The sequence below is a fragment of the Aquimarina sp. genome, assembly GCF_977115655.1.
Genome location: NZ_CDSBKO010000013.1, coordinates 73,453 through 94,778, shown reverse-complemented (window position 1 = coordinate 94,778; position 21,326 = coordinate 73,453). Strand labels below are relative to the sequence as shown.

The following is a 21,326-nucleotide window of genomic DNA, read 5'->3' as shown; positions in this document are numbered from 1 at the left end:
TATTTTATATCCCTTGATCTGCTTCTCTTAGATAAAAATCATATACATAATTATATCGGGTATTGGTTCCTTCTATTTCATAGTGCACAGTTATTTTTAATACCCCTTCTATTAGCTCAAAAGATTCTGCTTCGGTAATCTCTACTTTTTCCAACTTTATTCTTGGTTCATAATACAAAATGGCTCTTTCTACCAGATCTTTTAAAAATCCTATGAGTGAACTGTTCATGCTTTCAAATTGATAATCTTTCAGATTACATCCATAGTCTGCCTGCATTACCCGTTCGCCCAGGCTTGTAGATAGTAATATCTCTAAGCTTTGCTCTATATCTTTTTCGGCACTAACCATGGTTACGGTTTGACTTTCTTTATCAAAAGCCGGAGGAAAAGACCACCCTGTGCCTAAATATTCTTTATTTGTGTTCATTTCTTGATTTTTAACCCCCAATCATTACGGTTGGGTTTCCTTGTACAATAACCCCTCCATGTGCACTGGTATCTCCCATTCTTGCTGCTGGCTTACCTCCTATAAAAACAGTTCCTGATCCTTTTACAATAGTATCCGGGGGTCCTGCACAAACACATACATCTCCTACTACGGCTGCTGGCTGTCCTGCTATTAATACTGTGGGCACTGCTGGTCCTGTAATTGGTCCTCCTACATGGGGGGATGGTCCATTAAACAAAGGGCAGGTATGCATATCTCCTATTCTTGCTGCTGGTGGCATTTTTTTTAATTTAATTTATATTTACCAAAGATCCTTTTATCTCTGTTATTCCATCTGCCGAAACTTTTGTTGTTGCTCCTTTTATCTCCATAGCTGCACTGGCTTTTGCTGTTATTTGTGTAGCTTCAAGGGTCATATTCATTCCTGCTTTGATGTCTATGTTTCCATCTGCTTCTATTTTAATATCTCCGGGGCTTTTCACTTCTATTCCTGCGGGATCTAATAACACACTATTATCATTTTGATCTTTAATGGTTATAGATGTAGTATCCTCATCGATGACTATACTGTTTCCTGCCGGGGTATCGATAGTTATTGTTTTGGTTTCATCATGAAAAAGTAAGCGCATACCAGATCGGGTTACAAATCCTTTTTCGTGATTTACGTCTTGCGCGGTAATAGGTGCTGGTTTGGCACTGCTATGCAACATTCCTAAAATAACGGCATCTCTGGGATCATCGTTTATAAAACCTACAATAACTTCATCTTCAATTTCCGGGCGAAAAAAAGAGCCTCTTCCTGTTACCCCATCATCTGCTTTGCCTGCATCTAATGTGGCTATTCTTGCCCAAACTCCCCTTGCCGAGTTGTTTATAATTGGTAATCTTACCAATACCCTGTGTTCTCCTTCGGGGTCATCTTGTAGCTGGACTACTTTACCAATTTGCATGCCGTGTATAGGAGGTACTAGCCCTGATGCCGGTGCATCTGCTACATCTTTATGAATGTGTGCATAACAGTCCGGATGTACCCCAAATTGCACTTGTGTATACCACGAACCGTTATAAACGTCTTGCCGTATTCCTGAAACATAGGCTTTACCGGTAAATCTGGCTCCTAATCCTTGCAGCTCTATTAATTGTCCTGGTTTAATGTCGCCAAAACCAATAAATTTTGCCCGTCCGCGTATTTTGGACAATCTGCTTTTTTGCATCACAGATTTGGTCCACTCTTGTAGCTCTTCGGCGATTGCTTGCCCGGAATGTCGTAGCTCAAATGTGCCCGGGCTTATGGATTCTGATAATTGTTGCCCATTTACATTTCCTAATTCGTTAACAGGCACACTATCTGTAGTGTGTTCAAACATATTTTGTGCTCCATAATCCCATGATTTTGCCTCGACCGATGCCCATTGATTTTGTGCATCCATTTCTGCTTCAAAATCGAGTAGAGTAGAGCCAAATAAAACTGCTACTGCTGCATCTGTATTGGTTTTTGGTGCTTTGACACTAATTTTACCATCGTCTACAACAACCAGTTTTGCATTGGCTTCGGATCTCATTAGTAAAAAATCCCAGTCTGTGGCGTGATATTGCACCATTTCGAGATGTTGGATTGTTGTTGGTTCTACATCATGGTTTAATCCTGAATATCTGCCAATTACTTCTTCGATAATCTCACTATCTTTACTTTCTTCGTAATAGTAATTATGGCGGCCTATGGTCATTTTTACAGCTTCGTCTTTACAGTCCAGTATTAATCTGGTTTCTCCACTTTCTTGCACTTTAATGGCATGTTTAACGATTATGCCTTTAAATAGTTGTTTGTTTTCACTGTCCCGACCAATTTTTATAGCTATTGATTTTCCTGGCAAAAATTCTTCTTCTTCACTTATTTTAAAAGTTTCTTCGGCTGCATCTCCATCTTTAAGAATAATCTTTGCAGTAGGAATTCTATTTATTTCTTTAGAAACTGAAATAGATAGTATTTGATAGCCTTGATCCACTACCTTACCGTCAATCAGGATATCAAATGTGGCTACGTTATAGGATGTTTCTACTGGTATTTCTCTATCCTTCATGTGCTGCTTGTTTTATCTAATGGAGGAAAAACCAATTCACTTCCGGGAGTAATTTTTCTAAAAGAAGTCAATCCATTTGCTTTGGCTATTTGTGTTATATACTTTGCACTGTTATAGATATCATACGTCATGTTATCTAGCCTGTCTCCTGCTTTAACTTGTCTGGAGTGTGTTAAATCGGGGGATTTTTTGCCTTCTAAAGCTACCCGTTCCCTTTCGCTCAAATATTGCAGAAAGGTGGCACTGGCTTTAACTCTTAAGGGATCTCCATTTGGCTTAAAAAGGGTATAGTTTAAATCCAAACTGGTAAGTACACAAGCAAATGTCCAACTTTTGCCCCACAGTATTTTTAAAAAATGTGGTTTGTGTATCTCTCCATTCATGTTATACACTGCTTTCAAAAAAATATCAATCTGCTCTTTTACCTCTCGTTTACCATCATTGTATTTATATCCTTGAATAGTATTGGTGCCATCAAAAACAAAGTCCAGTTTTAACTCTTTGGGCGGGGTTCTGGTAAATTTTGGATTAGTTCCCTGACTGCCATGCCCTTGATCGTTGTTAACTTCTACTTTATAGTTTTGAGTGAAACTTTCAGGATTTACTGGTAACGAAACGGGATTAGGGCTTATTTTTGCTTTTTTCTGAAAATTTTCATCTTCAAAAACGTGTATTAAAACCTTTATTAATTCGCCTGTATCGTTCATTATCGCTCTGATTTTTCTTTTAATATTTCAAAAACCTTTTCTACGATTTCGTTTATATTAAATTCTTTTGCTTTACCGGTTTCGCTACTTCCTCCTGCTTTGTTGTTCCCTTTATTTACCGTTGTTTTTATGACTAATTCTCGAATTTCTAATGGCATCGCATATTTTTTTAACTTACCGTTACTAACTTGAAATAATTATAATTAAGTTCGAGGGTTTCTATAAGCACCTCTCCTTTTTCTGCATTTAATTCTCCTACTTTCCAACTTACCGGCCAAACATGAGAGAGTTCCCATTGCATTAATACATTATGGTTTTCATTTAACAGCTCTACATTTACTTTTCCTACCGGTTCAACAACAAGGCTCTGAAAAGCTTTCTGGCACCATTTGGTTAAACCGGAATCTTTGGGAGTAAGGATCCCTCTTTTTAAGGTTAGGACACTGTATTTCCTTCTACCAGGAATGTTATGCTCGAACCTGTTTTCTCCTCCTTCTTTTATAGTTTCTTTTTCTATTTGAACATCCAGTCCCGAAACGGATTGAAATTGTACATCTACAGCCTTGTTTTCGGGTAGATTTAAAAAGGAAACTCTAAAATGAAAACCAACTATTTGGTGCATTTGTAACGGTCTATATGATTAGAAAAAATATCTATTTGGCTTCGAGTATGGTCAATCCTTCGTGTACAAGCTCCATGGTTTCGATTGCTACTTCATTAGCATCTGCTTTAAGGTCTGTGGATTGCACTTTGCTTGGCCATGCGTTTTCCAGAATCCAGGTAATAATCGGAGAATGGTTTTCATCCAACAGTTTGATAGTAACTGCTCTCCTAAATTTGGATCCTGTATCATTACCTTCTTGGAAATAATAGGTTTTTTGCCATTCTTTAAAAAAGTCAAAGTCTCCTTGAAATGTTCCTCTTTTAAGGGTAATGTTACTGTATTTGGTAAGGCCTGGCTGTTTTGATTTATTATACTTTTTGCTATTACCTTCTCTATATTCTATAACTTCGGTTTCAAAATCTAATCCACTTACTTCTGTGAACCCGATACGAAAATTGTCTCCCCACTCTACTTGAAAATGAAACTTTGGTAACGGATAATCTCCTATTGCTGCCATATTTGTTTTTTTTAGTACTTGTTATTTTTTTAAATTATTTTCCACTTTCAGCTGCCTCAGCTGCTTTTATTGCTTCTGTAAGACTTGTTTTACGGGATAAGATTTTATCGCTTTTTTTCTTGCTCTCTATCCATGTTTTTTCAAAACCTTCTGTTTTGTCTATTGCTATCTCCACTCCTTTTTCAAGTTTTATGTAGTACATACTTTTATGAATAGGGAATTTTGGTTTTGGTTTTGCTTTTTTGTCATTACATGGATACATATAATGTTGATCCCCATCATACGGTTTTTTGCGTGTGGCTGCTTCTGGATTGGTATTATCATCGTCCATATGATGATCTTCATGTGTGCAATCTACATCTCCTTCCATTCCTTTAAAATCATCCAGCATTTCTTCTAATTTGCCTTCTAGCCCATCGTTTCCACAAATAGATGCAGATAACAGGTATGCACATTTCAGGGTATCCAAAAGTTTGGTTAAAATAGCATCTTGCATATCACAAACAAGGTTGATTTTTTGCTCATAGACTTCTATGCATTTTATAACCTCTACTTTTTCTTCGTCGCTAATGCTGTTAAGGCAATCTATAGTTTTTTTGAACTCTATTACTCTATCTTTTAGCCCCTGATCGTTGGTATCCATATAGGTATGAAAACAATCAAAAATTGATTTTACCAGACAGTTTAGCTTTTCTAATGCTTCTGTTGTATGCTTTGAGTTTTGGCATACAACACTTGCTTGCTCTATAAAAAACTCTAATTCTTTTACTATTATTTTTGCTTTTTCATCGGTTTTTTTAATGATTTCATTCCATTTTTTAAGTTTTGTTTCCCAACCTAAAGAATTTACATACTCTTCTTCGTGCTTAAATGTTTTTGCACTCCACTCTGTATATTGGTTACAAACTTCTTCTAGCTGTTCTCTCCATTTATCCAGGCAATCTTTAGCTTCCGGATCGTCATTGCCCCCACCATTATAGCAACAGGCATTATTTATCATAAATTTTGTCATAATTGTTCTTTTTTGTGATTAATAGTGTCTGTTAATTTTTATCATTTGACTGTTTTCTTCTACGTCTATCTTTTCCTTTCTGTTCGTGATCTTGATCAGAGTCATAACAGTTTCCGATATCTTTACACAGGTCTATACATCCATCTTCACAATCACTTTCGCACACAAATTCTATAACAGATTCTAATCCATTGCCAATGGTAGCTTCTGTTTTTTTATCACAAATGATTTGTGCCAGTTCGTTTACTATTGTATTAAGTTCTTCTCTGGAAGTTACTACGTCTGTTGCAGTAGACTTTATATTGGCATCCACACATGTTTTAAAGTTTTTTACAGAGTCCATTAACTTAGCTGCAAATCCTTTAAGGCTTACTGTATTGGTAAATGTGTGTATTCCTGCTATAGTTACTATAGATTCGAATGCATTTTGTCCTTTTTCGTCCAGTTCTTTGGTTTTATCCAGAATTTCTTTTAATTCATGTTCTACTTCGCCTATTTTGCCATCTTTTGAAGGTTTACCAGACTTAGGCAACACTTTATTTTTGATACAATTAGACATTGCACAGGCTGCATTATGAGCTTCCTCTATTTTTATTCTCATTTCATTTAAAAGCTTGGAGGAGTCATTAATAAGCTTATCTATATCATCATCTTTTTTTATATATGCATCGATATTTTTTTGAATAATTTCACTCTTTTTATAATTTTCCAGAGTAACACAACTCATTATATCCTGATATACATTATGGGATTCTTCGGCTTTGTCCAAACAACAAATTTTATATCCTCTTGCTGTTTCTTTGGATTGCTGAAGTGTATAATTTGAAGTATACCTACTCTCCGCGGTTTTCTTGTCTCTTTTAATGACCTTCAGGCTTTCACAAATTACCGTATCGGCATTTCGTTGACTACCATTGTCACAACTTTTTTTGGTTGCCATATTAATATGTTTTATTGCGGTTCTTTTTTATTATTCTGATAACATTTTATGGCTAAACCTTAAAATGATAAACTCTGCTGGTCTTACTACTGCCATTCCTATTTCTACTATCATTCTTCCTTCCCAGATATCTACCTCATCCATAGTTTCGTTTAATCCTACTTTTACAAAAAAAGCTTGCTCTGGTGTGGTTCCCATTAAGGCACCGGCTCTCCATTGCTGTACTAAGAAGTTATCGATCATGGATTTTACTCTGGACCAGGTATTCAGGTCATTGGGTTCAAATACAAATTGAGTAGTTGCTTTTTTAACAGATTCTTCGACCATATTAAAAAACCTTCTTACAGGAATGTATCTCCATTCGTTGCTGTTTCCTGCCAAAGTTCTGGCTCCCCAAATAATGGAAGGTCCTCTTCCTACAAAAGACCGAATTACATTTACAGATTTTCCACCAGTAGTATCTACATTTAAGATTTCTTGTTCTTTGTCTGTAATTTTTATCATTGGTTTACTCACCAGGTCAATACTTACATTTGCAGGAGCTTTCCATACACCTCTGGCATTATCTACTGAGGCGTACTGCCCTACTACTCCTGGTGATGGGGGCATTTCCATTGGTAAATTTCTCAAGGCGTTTTGTGCCTGGAAATACATTGCATTATCCTTGGATTTTAATTCTGCCAATGTACCTGCCAAATCTCCGCTATGCTCAATAGTTACATTTGCATCTCCGTCTCCTTCGCCTCCATAATAATAATTAAGAGTAGTTTCTAAATTCGGGAAATATGCGGCTCCATATTTTAATATATCTTCTTGTGAGCCAATTGCTGAGGAACGCATAGCTTCTACATTGCCTAAAAAGTCAAGATCCGGGTTTTGCCAAATATCCATTACGGTAAAACGATCTTTTAGTTCTACACACATGTTCAGAGATGCTTTATATACATTATAAAACCCTTCCACAACTGTTATTCCTTGCGCATCCGGATATACGTACAATGTTATTTCGTCAATTTTTTCGGTAGTATTAAGCCCGTTAATAAGGGTGGTGTCATCTACTACTCCTCCAGAGGATTCATAAAGTCCAACAGATACGATCCAACAAGGTCCTCCCCCATTTGCAAAAAACATTTGTAGTGCATAGTGCATTTTATATTTTGATTGTGCAGCTTTATCTACAGATGCCTGTATTACTGGTGGTGTTTTTGAATCGTTAATTAAAACAGATAAATTGGTTTCTATATCTGGTTTTCCAAAAAGACGTTCATACTCTAGCATAGATCGTATTCTTTTTGGTTCTAAAACCAAGGATTCTCCCGTTCTATCATCTTCTGCTTTTTGTGTGTACCCAATAAAAGCAGGAATAGCCGTATCTACTTGTGCAATCGATGGTGGAAGTTTTGGAATTTCTTCGACATAAACTCCTGGCGTTTTGTAATTCATAATTTCATTTTTATAAAAGTTTGATTTTAATTGTTTAATAGTCTGTTCGATGGATTGATAAATATCTCTGAAAATATTTTGTCATTTTCTAATTTTATAGAAGGTATAGCAGGATATGGTAATAACAAAGAACCTCCATCTTGAAATGGTACTAATGCTGCTGTTAATGCTTTTGGTTTAATAGAGATCAGTCTCTCTGCACTATGCTGTAAATGTGTAGCTGTTCCTGCAATTTCTCCCGGACTAAAATCTCCTTCTTTATTGTATCGCCAATAAGTTTTTCTGTTTTTAAACCTGATTTCAAAAACAGGATGTGATATTTTTTGATTAGCTGCGCTAATTCTGGTTTTAAGAAATCCATTACTATCCAACAAACTATATGGAGAATTTTCTTCATCTAACCTAATATCTACTACGGCAAGATTGTATTTATCATAAATGTTAGTGTTGAGATATACAGGATATAGTAATTCTGATCCTGCATTTTGTTGTATTTTGAGGGTATAATGTCCTGCCGGAATAGTATCTGAGTCTATATCATTATCATCTACTTTGGTAAAGTCTACTTTTATATTCTGGATAGCTTGTGCAGCTGTTTTGCTTATCGTTTTTATTTGGTTATCGCTTTGATCCAGCAATACAAAATCTATCTGAGTGATATTTTGCGATTTTTTAAGTTTATATTCAAAACTATTAGGCAGTAATATTCGATCTGCATCACTCACAAAACGTTTGTCATTTATTACCTCCCAATGATTTGGGTCTGTCCCGTCTGTATATTGTATTGCTTCCTGAACCGATCCTGCAAGTTCTGCAAGTGCGCCCATTTCGTATATTTTGCCACCTTGTACTGTAGCTACTTTGTTTGAAATTGGAGTGGATGTATATGCTGGTATTACAGGTTCGTTAAATATTTCTTTATTTTTATTGGTAAAATAATAAATTGATGGTAAGGAAGGGCGTAAGCTAATATTGGTCATTCCATTAAAAAAAGGTGTACTTGGTTGAATTGAAAAAGTAAAATTTAGATCAGGTTTGAGTTCAAAACGAGGTTTATATACTATCTCACCCGCTTGGTTTTCAACATTAACTTCTGTTCCTACTATAAAACCCAATGCTGTTTTTGCCCAAACCAGTTTATATTTGTCCAGATTCTTTTTTGTCGAGGCATCAGGCTCAATTTCAAATAATGATTTAACATCATATATTCTATTTATGAGTTTTTTATTTATTATATCCTTTTTTTGTTTCTGGTTTTTATCAAAAAATGATTCTCCATCTGCTGTGGTTAAATAATAGTCATGTACTATCTGAACCTCGAATAATCTTTTAAAGATTGTACTATTGCCCATTACTAATTTATTACACTTTGATTGTTTACTATTTCTTCTATTAAAGGAGCTATTTCTCCAGAATTTTCTTTAATGCTCACTAAGCGTATTTTATACATTGCAAATGGAACTTGTTTTCCGCCCAGAGATCCCCATAGATGATTTATTTGTTCAAAGGTCAGAGTATACAGTTCTACGTTTAGTTTTAACTCGTCTTTGCTCTCCTGAGGAATATTACTATCCCCAGAAATGGTAGTAAAAGGGGAGTTTTTGATGGTAAAGCTTTTTTTGGCTTGAAAAAATTGGATTACCAAGGATAATCTACCCAAAGCAAATTCATACGCATCTTGTAGATCCTGCCCTAATGTGGATGAAATAAGGATATACAGGTTTAAAAAAACAGGTGGCTCTACATATTTTATGCCACTTGGGGTTCTTAAAATATTGCCATTATTTTTTAAAGTACTTTCTTCTTCTGTGTTTACCAGAGTAATAACGATCTTATTGCTTAGATCTGCCTGCGTATCACTCTCCATCAATGCTATGTTATGCAATATGATATCATCCTGTGTGATTGAGTCTCCAGGTCTTTTATTCTGAAAAACATAGTTACTTAATTCATCTCTTAATAATTTTAATGCTAACCCGATCATAGACAGAATTTAAATTAACCGGTTTGATAAAATATCAAACCCTATACACTTAATAAAACAGATTACTAAAATTATTTACTATTAAAGTTATGTTATGGATACACTTTGCTCTAAGGGATAGTTAAAGTTTGAAAAAAAAGACAAGGAAATCAATCCCCATTTTTGGGGATTTTTCAATCTAAATATTTAGTTAATAAGTAGTTAATAGAAAGTTAAATTACAGTTCTAAAGGCTTGAATGCTTCTTTTATAAACCGGGCAGTATTTTTTGTCTGAAACTTTGGGGGATATGACAGTGTATAAGTAACCTGTTAAAATTTGCGCTCTTCCTGCCCTTCTCCTGTGGCAAATTCATATAATAATATAGCAACTGTAGCTTTATCAAAAGGTTTTTGTGTGGGTATTATCCTAGCAAATTGTTTTGGGGTTTTTCTAATAGTTTCTAGTTTTGGTGCAAGAATATCCCTATTTCTTAGATGATAAAGCTCTTCTACCATTAATTGCCTCAATTTTACCCTGTCTTGATAGTTTGCAAAATTAAAAGTAAGCTTCCCATTTTTTGTAAAATACTTTGCGATAATATCCTGTGTGGTATCTTCTCCTATACAACTAAGGATTCCGCCAAAATTACTGTTGATTTCTGTAATTATCTCTTGTAAATCTCTTCTGAAGTTGTATCTAAGTGTTCTTCAAAATAGGTTTCAAGGGCAGAGGTAGCTTTGTTATCCTTAAGGGGTATTACTACTCTTAAACAAAGCTTCTTCAAGAGTGTCTCCATTAATAACGATTTCACGAATTTTCATACTATATGTCTTAAAGTATGAAAATTCATGTAGTAAAAATCAGCACAAATAATAGAAGCTAAAATCTATAGTTGCAGTAGATTTTATTCTTCAACAGAATGAAATCAGCTCATTGACAATACTATGCCAAAATGGATCCAACCTATGGTTTATCCTGAGCTGAGCTGAAGGGCTGGGATAACAAAAAACAACAAATACAATTGTAGTTTACTAAATATCAACCATTTATGCTAATATATGTTTTTTATCATGTACTTAATCAAATGCTAAATTACAACTCCAAAAGCTTGGATGCTTCTTTTATAAGTTGGGCAGTATTTTTTACCTGAAACTTTTTGATCAGGTGCTTACGATGGGATACAGCTGTATGGTTACTTATAGAAAGTTCGTCTGCAATTTGTTTTGAAGAGTATCCATTTGCTATAAGTTTAAGAACTTCTTCTTCTCTGGAGGATATTTGATCCAATTCATCTTTATAAACATTTTTTCCCCTATGTCCTCCATTAATTTTAACACAGCGCTCTATTTCTTCTTTTTCAGAAACATCAAAAAAATAGTTCAAAGCCAATATCCTTTTCTTTAATTTATAAATCAGGATTTCATGCTTTATATAAATCCTTTCTCCTTTATAATTAGTAATATGGTATTGCATGGTAATGACATCTTTAACAAGCGGTGTTTTAAAAAAAGTGAAGATTTTTTCTTTTATTCTGGAAACTTCGCAAGGGTGGATCAACGAAAACCAGAAATCCCAGCCTTTTTCTATTAAACCATTGGGATCAAAACCCAAAAGAGTTTTGAAAACTTTATTGCAATACAAAAATTTATCCTCCTCTATCATATAAATACTAATCATTAAATTCTTGAGATCATCACAGGTATCCAATAGTTTAGAAATGTCAGAGGTGAAAATGGGTTCTTCCAGATAAGGGGTTGTAGAGAAATTAGGTTTCATAAGAGTATGATTGTTAGGTGTGAAAATTAAGTGGTTTAATAGAATACCTAAAGTTGAAGATTTATTTGGTTAAACACAAAAAGTATATCGGGGGATTTAACCCCTTTTTTATACTCTGTTCCTGTAATTTTAATGTTTTTTTTGCTTTTACCGATTTTAAGGAGCATAAAAACCATTATTTTGTGGAAATATTCCTTTAAAATGGAATTTTTCCAAAATATATATATCTTTATAATTTTAAATTCATATAATCATGAAGTCTGAAAAGTATATAAAAGGAAGAGGGGCACAGGAAAAAATAAACAGCAAATTCTTAGAAAACCATCATGAGACCCGGGATGATTTTTTAAACTATTGCTCTCTACAAGGAGAGTCTATAGAAAAAATCCCCACCTCTTTTATAGAAACTTTTCCAAAAACGATAGTAAATAAAGTCTCCAGCCCAGATGTAGGTATGTTATATTCTCTTAATCCATACCAAGGCTGTGAGCATGGTTGTGTATATTGTTATGCCAGAAACTCTCATGAATATTGGGGTTATGGTGCAGGTTTAGATTTTGAAAGTAAAATTTTGGTTAAAAAAAATGCTCCCGAACTATTAGAAAAAAAATTGCAGAACAAAAATTGGAAGGCTTATCCTATTTCCCTTTCCGGAAATACCGATTGCTATCAACCTATTGAAAAAAAACTGGAAATAACACGCCAATTACTTCAAGTTTTCCTAAAATATAAACACCCTGTTGGTATTATAACCAAAAACACTCTTGTTTTAAGGGATTTGGATATTTTATCAGAGTTGGCAAAAGATAATCTGGTATCTGTATTTTTATCTATTACTACCTTAAATGAAGAGACCCGAAGAATTTTAGAGCCCAGGACTGCGAGTATAAAAAACGTCTGGATGCTTTAGAAAAACTAAATACTTTGGGTATTCCTACAAGTGTAATGATGGCTCCTGTTATACCTTCTATAAACAGCCATGAGATATTACCATTGGTTAAAGAAATTTCTGACCGTGGGGCCAAAAGTGTTGGATATACTATTGTTAGATTAAACGGTGCTATCGGAAAAGTTTTTACTACATGGTTAGAAAATACTTTGCCAGATCGAAAAGATAAAATTCTGAATCAAATTATGGAATGCCATGACGGAAACTTAAATGATAGTACCTACGGAAGACGAATGAAAGGATCCGGGACTATTGCAGAGCAAATACATCAATTATTTACTATTGCCCGGCAAAAATATTTGCCAGACCAAAAAAGGATTCTCTTAAATTGTGATTTACATTCTCATTATAAAGACGGACAATTACGTTTGTTTTAATCTATCCTTGTGCAATTTATTACTAATTGTATGCATCAAAAAAATATAGAAAATAACCAGTTACAATTTTCCTTCCCATTCTTTATAAAACTGCTCTAGAAATTGTTCCATAAATACATGACGTTTATCTGCTAGTTTTTTACCTGTTTGTGTATTCATCTTGTTTTTGAGAAGCAATAATTTTTCGTAGAAATGATTTATTGTAGGTGCTTTTGAAGATTTATATTCTTCCTTGTTCATACTAAGGTCAGGCACAATCTCGGGATCATACAATGCCCTGTTTTTAAATCCTCCATAATTAAAACATCTTGCAATACCAATAGCACCTATAGCATCTAAGCGGTCTGCATCTTGTATAACATCTAATTCTGGAGATCTGAATTTTTGATGTTCATTTCCTCCTTTAAAAGAAATATTTTCAATAATCTTAATTACATGCTCGATAATATCGTTATTAACTTTTAGAGTATTTAAAAATTCTCTTGCCACTTTAGGGCCAACCGTTTCATCTCCCTCATGAAATTTAGAATCTGCAATATCATGTAATAAAGCGCCTAAAGAAACTATAAAGAGATTTACTTTTTCTCTTTCAGAAATTAATAATGCATTTTTATATACTCTCTGGATATGAAACCAGTCATGACCGCCTTCGGCTCCAGAGAGTTTATCTTTTACAAAATCTATAGTTTTGGATATAATCTGATCTTCTGTCACCTCAAACCTATTATTTTGCTATTGCTGGCTGTACCCACTTAAATTCAAAAATATCATTAGGAATAACTAACCGCTCGCTAATTCGTTGCATCCTTGCGGGTAACTTCATTAAATAATCTCGTGCTCTTTCTGCTTCATCGGTAAGATCCATTATTTTATCAATATCCCATCGATCAATAAGACGTTGCATAATATCGATATAATCTTGTGAGGTATATACTCCTATTCGTTGCGCTGACCATGAAAAATCTTCGAAGGCACTCCCCACAGCTTGCCCGGATTCTCTAAGAAGATGTGCTGGCATTATAATTTTTTTCTTCATCATATCGCTAAATGCGATCATCATCTGGCTTGGATCTACTTCAAAAATACTACTAACAAACTCACTGTATGCATTGTGATGGCGCATTTCATCTCCTGCAATAATTTTACACATCTTGGATAAAGATTTGTTAGAATATTCTTTTGCTAATTTTGCTACCCTATTATGAGAAATATAGGTAGCTAGTTCCTGAAAACTGGTATATACAAAATTCTTATACGGATCCCTGTCTGTACCAATATCAAAACCATCGTTAATTAAATATTGTGTGGTTCTTTCTACTTCAATCATATTTACCCTGCCAGACAAATACAGGTATTTATTAAGCACGTCACCATGTCGATTTTCTTCCCCACTCCAGTAACGGGTCCATCTTGACCATGCATTTCCACCTTCTTGCTGGTTTATTCCTTCTACATCCATTAACCAGGACTCATAAGTTGGCAATGCTTCTTCTGTTATAGTATCCCCAACTAAAACTACCCAAAAATCATAAGGAAGTTCTTTTGCCAGTTCTCTTAACTCTTTAACCTCATCAAAAAAAGTATCTTCATTTTGAGAATCCGGCAAAAAATCGGTTGGCTGCCATATTTTATCTACCGGAATCAAAAATCTATCTATAAAAGAATCCACCTTTTTTTCCAGCAATTGCATTACCTCTAATCTTATATTATCTAAAGCCATTATTATTGATGTTACGTTCTGATTGCTAAAGTAACTCTTTCTTGTATTTTATCCAGTAATATTTCTGGTTCTTTATCAATTAATAAAGGTTCTTGAACCTCTAATGTTAGGTGTATTCCTACTCCCATCGGGAAATTGCCAAATCGCACTAATTTCCAACTGTTATTTATAGTTACTGGTACTATTAATGCATTTGGAGCATTTTTAAATAATATCTTTAAACCGGTTGGGGCAAATTCTTTTGGCTCTCCATTTCTGCTTCGGGTACCTTCTGGAAAAATTACAGCAGAAAAATTATTATCTGAAATAAATTTTCCAAATTGGGACAATGCTGGAATAGATTGTTTTGGGTTTTTTCTATCTATAAGAACATTCCCCCCGTATTTTAAATTAAAAGATATACTTGGTATTCCTTTACCTAATTCAATTTTAGAAATAAACTTTGGTTTATTTTTACGCAAAAACCAGGATATTAAAGGGATATCAAACATGCTCTGGTGGTTGGACACTATTATTAAAGATTGTTCTTTTGGTAATTTATGAGGGTTTTTGAAGCTAAATGTTACTCCCAGAATATGTAAACATCGTAGTAAACACAGGTTCATTATATTTACAACTCCCCTATGTGCTTTGGCACCTCCCAATTTTACTCCTAGCCATTGTAATGGTTGAAAAACCACTAGTGCTAATCCAAAAAATAAATAAAAAACTACAGAAAGCGGATAACTAAGTATCTTTTTTATTGCTCCCATTATCTCTGTTACAATTAATAAAATTTAACTTGTGTGAACGTATTGCAAGGTCTTACATTATTTTTAGTTGACCAATAGAATAATGTACAAAATTAAAATGTCTAAAAACACTATGTTATATCTTTAAAACAACCCTTTCACCAACATAATAATCAAATTGTTCTAAATCATTATTACTTTGCTAATTACCAACAAAATATGAACTGTTTTTTTAAACAACATTGGAAGGGATTTTAAGGCTAATTTTGAGAAAAGAGAAGAAAATCTTCATACATTCATATCATTAAACTCTTAAAACAATATATTATGACAAAAACAATTTTAAATATTAATGGTGTTCAAGTATTGAACAAAGAAATCTTAAAACAGGTTAATGCTGGTTTTTGGATAGAGAGGGAATCAAACTGCAGTTGTGTTGGAAATGAAAACAACAATCCCCCTTGCCCCATGTGTTAAACATTTTTTTATAAAAAAGGGTGTTTTAAAAACCAAAACACCCTTTTAATTTTCTAGCAATATTCGTTATATGCATCTTTAAGATTTTCTGCTATCATTTCTGCAGGACGCCCTTCTATATGATGACGTTCTAGCATATGTACCAGTTCTCCGTTTTTAAACAATGCCATAGAAGGTGAAGATGGAGGAAATGGCACCATAAAACTACGTGCTCTATCTGTTGCTTCTCTGTCTACACCTGCAAAAACGGTTACTAAATTATCTGGTTTTTTATTATTATTTAATGAAGCCTTTGCTCCCGGACGAGCATTTGCTGCTGCACAACCACATACCGAATTTACAACTACTAGTGTAGTCCCTTCTTTTGCTATTGCTGCTTCAACAGCTTGTTCTGTGTGTAATTCTTCAAAGCCAATACTCGTAAGATCTTCGCGCATTGGTTTAACTAAATCTGCTGGGTACATATTTTTTATTTTTCTTGTATTAATAATCCACTAATTCTTTATTTAATTGTAAACACAAATCACCTACACTATTTTAGCATTAACTACCATAATCATAATGTTATATTTTGTATTGCAATTATATACAAAGTTACAAATTATGTACCACATAGATATACCTGACAAGTAGTCGCAAAATCTATTTACATTTGCACTAATTTAGCTTTGGGAATTGTAACGAACTGATACTTATAAATACTAATTTATTGTAAAGAACAAAAAAGCACCTTTTAATAAATAGTTTATCTTTACATCCCAAAAAATGGTTTTCAATGATTAAATGGTTTACTACTATAATAGGATATGTGTTTTTTAGATTTCCGGGAGCAATTTTAGGTTTTATAGTAGGTAGCTTAATTGATTCTGCAACAAGCAAAAGCAGTGGTGGTTTTAAAAAAGTATTTACGCAAGAGCCAGAGGTTACACCTGCCGATTTTGAGTTGAATTTACTGTCCCTTTCTTCTATTGTAATCAAAGCAGATGGCAAAATAAATCAAACAGAATTAGATTATGTACGAAGTTATTTTGTAAGTTCTTACGGCAAAGAACGTGCTAATGCAACTTTTAGAACGTTTAATGAAATTATAAAAAACAGAGAGATTTCTGCTCAACGTATATGTATGTATATTACACAACATACAAGATATCCTTCGAGATTACAAATTCTTCATTTTTTATTTGGTATCGCAAATGCAGACGGATCGGTAAGTGTTTCTGAAGCTGAAGAAATACAAAAAATAGCAGGCTTTTTAAGAATAAATTTTAAAGATTTTGAAAGTATTAAAGCTATGTTCTTTAAGACCGGAGACCATGCTTATAAGATTTTGGAAATTGACAAGTCTGCCACAGATGCCGATGTTAAAAAAGCTTTTAGAACCATGGCAAAAAAATACCATCCTGATAAGGTTCAACACATGGATGATATTCATATAAAAGGAGCAGAAGCAAAATTTAAAGAAGTGCAAAAGGCATACGACCAAATTAAAAAAGAAAGAGGGATTAATTAAATCCTGTATTTGACACGTTGTATCTATTGTTGCTCCTGAATATTATTTAGAATTGATAGTAAAATAAAACTACTTTTTTCTATATCTCAACTCTATTGTATACAATATTTGTTTCATTCAACTATCTGTTTTAAATGCGTTTTTCAAACTTTTTAAAATAGTGTTCTCCTTCAAATCATTCAAAAATGATAATAGATCCCGTTATACAACGGAATTAATTCAACTACCTGTTTTAAATGCGTTTTTCAAACTTTTTAAAATAGAGTTTCATTAACTTTGGGGGATGATATCAAACAAGGCGAAGGCTCACATAGCTTTATTGAGCGTTAATATTATTTATGGAGCAAATTACCTTGTAGCCAAAGGATTAATGCCAGACAAAATTGAAGCTTCTGCATTAGTATTTCTTCGAATAAGTGGTGCTGGTGTATTATTCTTAATTCTTAAGTTTTTTATTAAAGAAAAAGTAGATAAAAAAGATCTTCCAAGACTGGCATTATGTGGTTTTCTGGGAGTGGCAACAAATCAATTCTTTTCGATGAACGGGCTTAGCCTTACCTCTCCTGTAGATGCTGCTATTATCATTACGGCAATGCCTATTTTTACGGTTATTATCAGCTATTTTTTATTAAAAGAACCTCTAACAATACAACGTATTACAGGGATATCTATTGGCGGTACGGGAGCTGTTCTGTTAATTTACTTAGGGGGGTCTGACCTAGGAACAGGCTCTCTGTTAGGAAATATCTTTGTATGCATAAATGCGCTGGCCTTTGCATTTTATCTGGTTATTGTAAAGCCCCTTATGTCAAAATATAAACCTATTACAGTAATTGTCTGGACTTTTTTATTCGGGTTTATAAGTATGTTCCCTTTTTGTATAGAAAAATTAATCCATACTGATTTTACTACTTTTGCTGTTTCGAACTGGGTTTCTTTATTCTATGTGGTTATTGGCCCTACTTTTTTGGCTTACTTACTTAATATGTTTGCGTTACAATTTGTAAAACCTACCGTTTCCAGTAGTTATATTTATGTACAGCCTGCAGTAGCAATGTTACTTGTTGCCACTATATCTTATTTGGTTATCGATAGCCAATACAAGGGTGATCTAACTATTACAAAATTATTATGTTGTGTTTTGATTTTTTGTGGAGTGTATTTAATTAGTAGTGGCCCTTTAAAATGGCTTAAAAAATAAGTTATTGTTTTATACAAACAAATTAATGACATCCACATCCTGAATCACCGCAAGACTTCGTTGATTTTTTTTTTGCAGGAGAAAAGGATGGTTTCCAAAAGAATTTTTTAATCAAAAATCCTACTGCAAGTACAAAAATCAACACTACCAGTATATTTTGTATAAGAATATTCATTTTTTTCTTTTTTTACTATTTTTCTTTTAACCCAAATTATTAATGTCGTTTAATTAAGCTGTATCTTTTTGAGGATTAAATATCTGTAAAAGCAAAATACCCCTTTACTTTTATCATGGATTCCTGCTTACTTTGGAATCCTCTATTAACAATCTTTAAATCAATAGTTTAAATTCTTAACTTAATAACATTTCCCAAATTATACAATAATCTGGTTTAAATTGAAAGGTAATTATAAAGTCGTACCAAAACCAGAAAGCTTACCTTCTATTTTAAAATTTGATATACAATAAGTGCAACACTATATGCAAAAACACTCATAAAAACAAGCTGTGCCATTGGCCATTTCCAAGTATTAGTTTCTCGTTTAACAATAGCCAAAGTACTCATACATTGCATTGCAAAAGCATAAAACAACAATAAAGATATTCCACTTGCCAAATTAAATAGTGGTTCTCCTGTTTTTTGGTTAACCTCGGCAGCCATTCTGTTTTTTATAGTTTCTTCTTCATCGCTTCCTACACTATATATGGTTGCCAAAGTGCCTACAAATACTTCTCTGGCTGCAAAAGAGCTTATAATACCTATTCCGATTTTCCAATCATATCCCAAAGGAGCTACCAATGGTTCTATTGCTTTACCCGCATATCCTATAAAAGAGTATTCTAATTTATGAGATGCTATTTTATTACTTAATTCTTCTTCCGTAAGATCCGTGTACTGTTCAGTAACAATTTTTTCTGCATTATTAAAGTTTTCATTGGGTCCAAAACTTGCCAATACCCATAATATAATCGAAATTGCCAAAATAATTTTTCCTGCCCCAAATACAAAGGCTTTTGTTTTTTCAATTACATTAATTGCTACATTTTTAAATAAAGGGATTTTATACCCGGGCATTTCAATAACAAAATAAGATTTACTCTTAATTTTTAAAATTTTATTAAGTATCCAAGCGGATCCCACTGCCGTACCAAATCCTAAAAAATACAAAAACATTAACGTAAGACTTTGATAACCAAATATCCAACCTATTTTTTCGTTTGGAATAACCAGCGAAATAATGATAAGATATACGGGTAATCTTGCCGAGCAGGTTGTAAATGGTACTACAAGTATTGTAATCAGTCTTTCTTTCCAGTTTTCGATATTTCTGGTTGCCATTACTGCAGGGATAGCACAAGCAGTACCGGATACTAGCGGAACTACACTTTTACCACTTAATCCAAATTTTCGCATTATTCTATCCATCAAAAAAACTACTCGGCTCATATATCCACTCTCTTCAAGAATAGAAATAAAAAGAAAAAGAAATGCAATTTGTGGAATAAAAATAACAATACCCCCTAGTCCTGGAATAATCCCTTCGGTTATCAAATCTACCAAAGGCCCTTCTGGAAATATAGATTTTGTTGTTTCACTTAACCATGCAAAAGCTTCATCAATCAAATCCATTGGATAAGATGACCAGTCATAAATAGCTTGAAATATCAACAATAGTATTGCAAAGAAGATAAAATACCCCCATACTTTATGTGTTAGGATTCTATCCAGTTTAGCTCGCATTCCGGTGGCTGCCCTTTCATCTATTATCAATGCCTCCTTAAGTACACTATTTATAAATTGGTACCTTTTTATGGTTTCTTTTTGCTGTAGTCTTTTAAGTTCGCTTTCCGATTTAATTTTAAAATCCGGAGCTATGGATATTTCTTGTTTATTGAACTTTCTAAAATTAACATCCTGAGTGATTACCAGCCAAAGTTTATATAAGGATTGGTCCGGAAATGCCTTTTGCAGCCTGTCAAAATAATCTGGAGCAAAAGATAGTGCGTTAACATTAGATGTCTTTGGTAATAATGTATAGGATTCTATTAATTTTTTAAGGTCTTCTATTCCTTCTTTTTTACGTGCGCTAACCAACGCTATTTTGGTGTGGAGTTTTTTTTCTAATAAAGGAATATCTATTGAAATACCTTTTCGATCCATACGATCTGCCATATTAATTACCAAAATAGTGGGTATTTCGAGGTCTTTAATTTGTGTAAAAAGAAGTAAATTTCGTTTTAAATTTTCTACATCGCTAACCACTACGGCTACATCAGGAAAATCTTTATCTTTTTTATTGAGAAGTAGCTCTATTACTACATTTTCATCCAGTGAGGAAGCATTAAGACTATATGTTCCCGGCAGATCCAGTATATGGGCTTTAACCCCTCTGGATAGTTTACATATCCCTTCTTTTTTCTCGACGGTAATTCCCGGATAATTACCAACCTGTTGGTTTAGGCCGGTAAGCAAATTAAAAACAGATGTTTTTCCGGTATTTGGGTTTCCGATTAATGAAACTTTAATTTGCTTAGCCATATAAAAATTGCTGTTAAATGATTTCTACTTCTATCTGAGCTGCAATTTCTTTACGTATGGCAAGATGGCTACCATTAATATTGAGGTACATTGGGCATTGAAAAGGAGCTGTTTGCAACAGTTCAACTTCATTTCCCGGCAAACACCCCATTTCTAGTAATTTAAGGGGAATGATATCTGAAGTAATCTCCTTGATTAATGCACGCTGACCTCTTTTAAGTGTAGCTATTGTAGTCTTCAATATTTATTTAGATTGATTTTAAACAAGGCAAAAGTAATGTAAAAAATTGTATTGAAAAAGCTAAAGTTTCAAAATAAGGCAATACCCG

Annotated in this window: 24 protein-coding genes and 1 pseudogene; 4 read left to right on the top strand and 21 right to left on the bottom strand. The window is 33.7% G+C overall.

The features are described 5' to 3' along the window. Positions 1-4: 4 nt before the first annotated feature. The 14 genes from ACZIYX_RS07830 to ACZIYX_RS07765 form a co-directional block, all read right to left on the bottom strand. A complete protein-coding gene (locus ACZIYX_RS07830) occupies positions 5-427 on the bottom strand; it encodes a GPW/gp25 family protein (protein WP_462681656.1) in 423 nt (140 codons plus the stop codon). A gap of 10 nt (positions 428-437) precedes the next feature. Beyond that, entirely contained in the window at positions 438-728 is a 291-nt protein-coding gene (locus ACZIYX_RS07825) for a PAAR domain-containing protein (RefSeq protein ID WP_462681655.1), read from the bottom strand. A gap of 10 nt (positions 729-738) precedes the next feature. Beyond that, positions 739-2,529, bottom strand: a complete 1,791-nt coding sequence (vgrG, locus tag ACZIYX_RS07820; RefSeq protein WP_462681654.1) for a type VI secretion system tip protein VgrG — start codon at positions 2,527-2,529, stop codon at positions 739-741. Continuing rightward, positions 2,526-3,236: a CIS tube protein gene (locus ACZIYX_RS07815; protein ID WP_462681653.1), complete on the bottom strand. Its 711-nt coding sequence runs from the start codon at positions 3,234-3,236 to the stop codon at positions 2,526-2,528. Before ACZIYX_RS07815 ends, vgrG begins: the two co-directional genes overlap by 4 nt. Further along, a complete protein-coding gene (locus ACZIYX_RS07810; protein WP_462681652.1) occupies positions 3,236-3,394 on the bottom strand; it encodes a DUF5908 family protein in 159 nt (52 codons plus the stop codon). Before ACZIYX_RS07810 ends, ACZIYX_RS07815 begins: the two co-directional genes overlap by 1 nt. Before the next feature lie 11 nt (positions 3,395-3,405). Beyond that, a complete protein-coding gene (locus tag ACZIYX_RS07805; RefSeq protein ID WP_462681651.1) occupies positions 3,406-3,858 on the bottom strand; it encodes a phage tail protein in 453 nt (150 codons plus the stop codon). Between the two features lie 31 nt (positions 3,859-3,889). Next, positions 3,890-4,357, bottom strand: a complete 468-nt coding sequence (locus ACZIYX_RS07800; protein WP_462681650.1) for a phage tail protein — start codon at positions 4,355-4,357, stop codon at positions 3,890-3,892. 34 nt (positions 4,358-4,391) lie between these two features. After that, positions 4,392-5,369 carry a hypothetical protein gene (locus tag ACZIYX_RS07795; RefSeq protein ID WP_462681649.1) on the bottom strand — a complete coding sequence of 326 codons (978 nt, stop codon included), beginning with the start codon at positions 5,367-5,369 and terminating at the stop codon, positions 4,392-4,394. 31 nt (positions 5,370-5,400) lie between these two features. Continuing rightward, positions 5,401-6,309 (bottom strand): hypothetical protein, encoded by a 909-nt coding sequence (locus ACZIYX_RS07790; RefSeq protein WP_462681648.1) that lies wholly within the window; start codon positions 6,307-6,309, stop codon positions 5,401-5,403. 30 nt (positions 6,310-6,339) lie between these two features. Next, entirely contained in the window at positions 6,340-7,752 is a 1,413-nt protein-coding gene (locus ACZIYX_RS07785) for a phage tail sheath family protein (protein ID WP_462681647.1), read from the bottom strand. A gap of 26 nt (positions 7,753-7,778) precedes the next feature. Continuing rightward, the gene (locus tag ACZIYX_RS07780) at positions 7,779-9,104 is read right to left on the bottom strand and encodes a hypothetical protein (RefSeq protein ID WP_462681646.1); all 1,326 of its coding nucleotides are present in this window, start codon (positions 9,102-9,104) and stop codon (positions 7,779-7,781) included. 2 nt (positions 9,105-9,106) lie between these two features. Further along, positions 9,107-9,736 (bottom strand): Pvc16 family protein, encoded by a 630-nt coding sequence (locus ACZIYX_RS07775; protein ID WP_462681645.1) that lies wholly within the window; start codon positions 9,734-9,736, stop codon positions 9,107-9,109. 310 nt (positions 9,737-10,046) lie between these two features. Then, positions 10,047-10,232, bottom strand: a complete 186-nt coding sequence (locus ACZIYX_RS07770; protein WP_462681644.1) for a hypothetical protein — start codon at positions 10,230-10,232, stop codon at positions 10,047-10,049. A 577-nt stretch (positions 10,233-10,809) separates the two neighbouring features. Next, entirely contained in the window at positions 10,810-11,493 is a 684-nt protein-coding gene (locus tag ACZIYX_RS07765) for a LuxR C-terminal-related transcriptional regulator (protein ID WP_462681643.1), read from the bottom strand. 253 nt (positions 11,494-11,746) lie between these two features. On the opposite strand from ACZIYX_RS07765, the pseudogene ACZIYX_RS07760 reads away from it, so the two are divergent. Continuing rightward, positions 11,747-12,819 (top strand): annotated as a pseudogene (locus tag ACZIYX_RS07760) (PA0069 family radical SAM protein). Positions 12,820-12,879: 60 nt separating this feature from the next. Here ACZIYX_RS07760 and ACZIYX_RS07755 read toward each other — a convergent pair. Genes ACZIYX_RS07755 through ACZIYX_RS07745 form a run of 3 tightly spaced genes read right to left on the bottom strand, consistent with a single transcriptional unit; the run spans position 12,880 to position 15,291 of the window. After that, a complete protein-coding gene (locus tag ACZIYX_RS07755; RefSeq protein ID WP_462681642.1) occupies positions 12,880-13,533 on the bottom strand; it encodes an HD domain-containing protein in 654 nt (217 codons plus the stop codon). Positions 13,534-13,543: 10 nt separating this feature from the next. Next, positions 13,544-14,539: an acyl-ACP desaturase gene (locus ACZIYX_RS07750; protein WP_462681641.1), complete on the bottom strand. Its 996-nt coding sequence runs from the start codon at positions 14,537-14,539 to the stop codon at positions 13,544-13,546. Positions 14,540-14,550: 11 nt separating this feature from the next. Further along, positions 14,551-15,291, bottom strand: coding sequence for a lysophospholipid acyltransferase family protein (locus ACZIYX_RS07745; RefSeq protein ID WP_462681640.1), 741 nt, complete (start codon positions 15,289-15,291; stop codon positions 14,551-14,553). 306 nt (positions 15,292-15,597) lie between these two features. On the opposite strand from ACZIYX_RS07745, the gene ACZIYX_RS07740 reads away from it, so the two are divergent. Then, positions 15,598-15,747 carry a hypothetical protein gene (locus ACZIYX_RS07740; RefSeq protein WP_462681639.1) on the top strand — a complete coding sequence of 50 codons (150 nt, stop codon included), beginning with the start codon at positions 15,598-15,600 and terminating at the stop codon, positions 15,745-15,747. Between the two features lie 53 nt (positions 15,748-15,800). On the opposite strand, the gene ACZIYX_RS07735 is transcribed toward ACZIYX_RS07740, so the two are convergent. Continuing rightward, a complete protein-coding gene (locus ACZIYX_RS07735) occupies positions 15,801-16,211 on the bottom strand; it encodes a BrxA/BrxB family bacilliredoxin (protein ID WP_462681638.1) in 411 nt (136 codons plus the stop codon). A 311-nt stretch (positions 16,212-16,522) separates the two neighbouring features. Between ACZIYX_RS07735 and ACZIYX_RS07730 the strand changes: the two genes are divergently transcribed. Beyond that, the gene (locus tag ACZIYX_RS07730) at positions 16,523-17,257 is read left to right on the top strand and encodes a TerB family tellurite resistance protein (protein ID WP_462681637.1); all 735 of its coding nucleotides are present in this window, start codon (positions 16,523-16,525) and stop codon (positions 17,255-17,257) included. Between the two features lie 283 nt (positions 17,258-17,540). Continuing rightward, the gene (locus ACZIYX_RS07725; RefSeq protein ID WP_462681636.1) at positions 17,541-18,458 is read left to right on the top strand and encodes a DMT family transporter; all 918 of its coding nucleotides are present in this window, start codon (positions 17,541-17,543) and stop codon (positions 18,456-18,458) included. Positions 18,459-18,480: 22 nt separating this feature from the next. Here ACZIYX_RS07725 and ACZIYX_RS07720 read toward each other — a convergent pair whose 3' ends face one another. The 3 genes from ACZIYX_RS07720 to ACZIYX_RS07710 form a co-directional block, all read right to left on the bottom strand. Further along, complete coding sequence (locus tag ACZIYX_RS07720; protein WP_462681635.1) at positions 18,481-18,633, bottom strand: FeoB-associated Cys-rich membrane protein; 153 nt, start codon at positions 18,631-18,633, stop codon at positions 18,481-18,483. Between the two features lie 267 nt (positions 18,634-18,900). Continuing rightward, complete coding sequence (feoB, locus tag ACZIYX_RS07715; RefSeq protein WP_462681634.1) at positions 18,901-20,997, bottom strand: ferrous iron transport protein B; 2,097 nt, start codon at positions 20,995-20,997, stop codon at positions 18,901-18,903. A gap of 13 nt (positions 20,998-21,010) precedes the next feature. Further along, positions 21,011-21,238 (bottom strand): FeoA family protein, encoded by a 228-nt coding sequence (locus tag ACZIYX_RS07710; RefSeq protein WP_462681633.1) that lies wholly within the window; start codon positions 21,236-21,238, stop codon positions 21,011-21,013. Between the last annotated feature and the right edge of the window lie 88 nt (positions 21,239-21,326).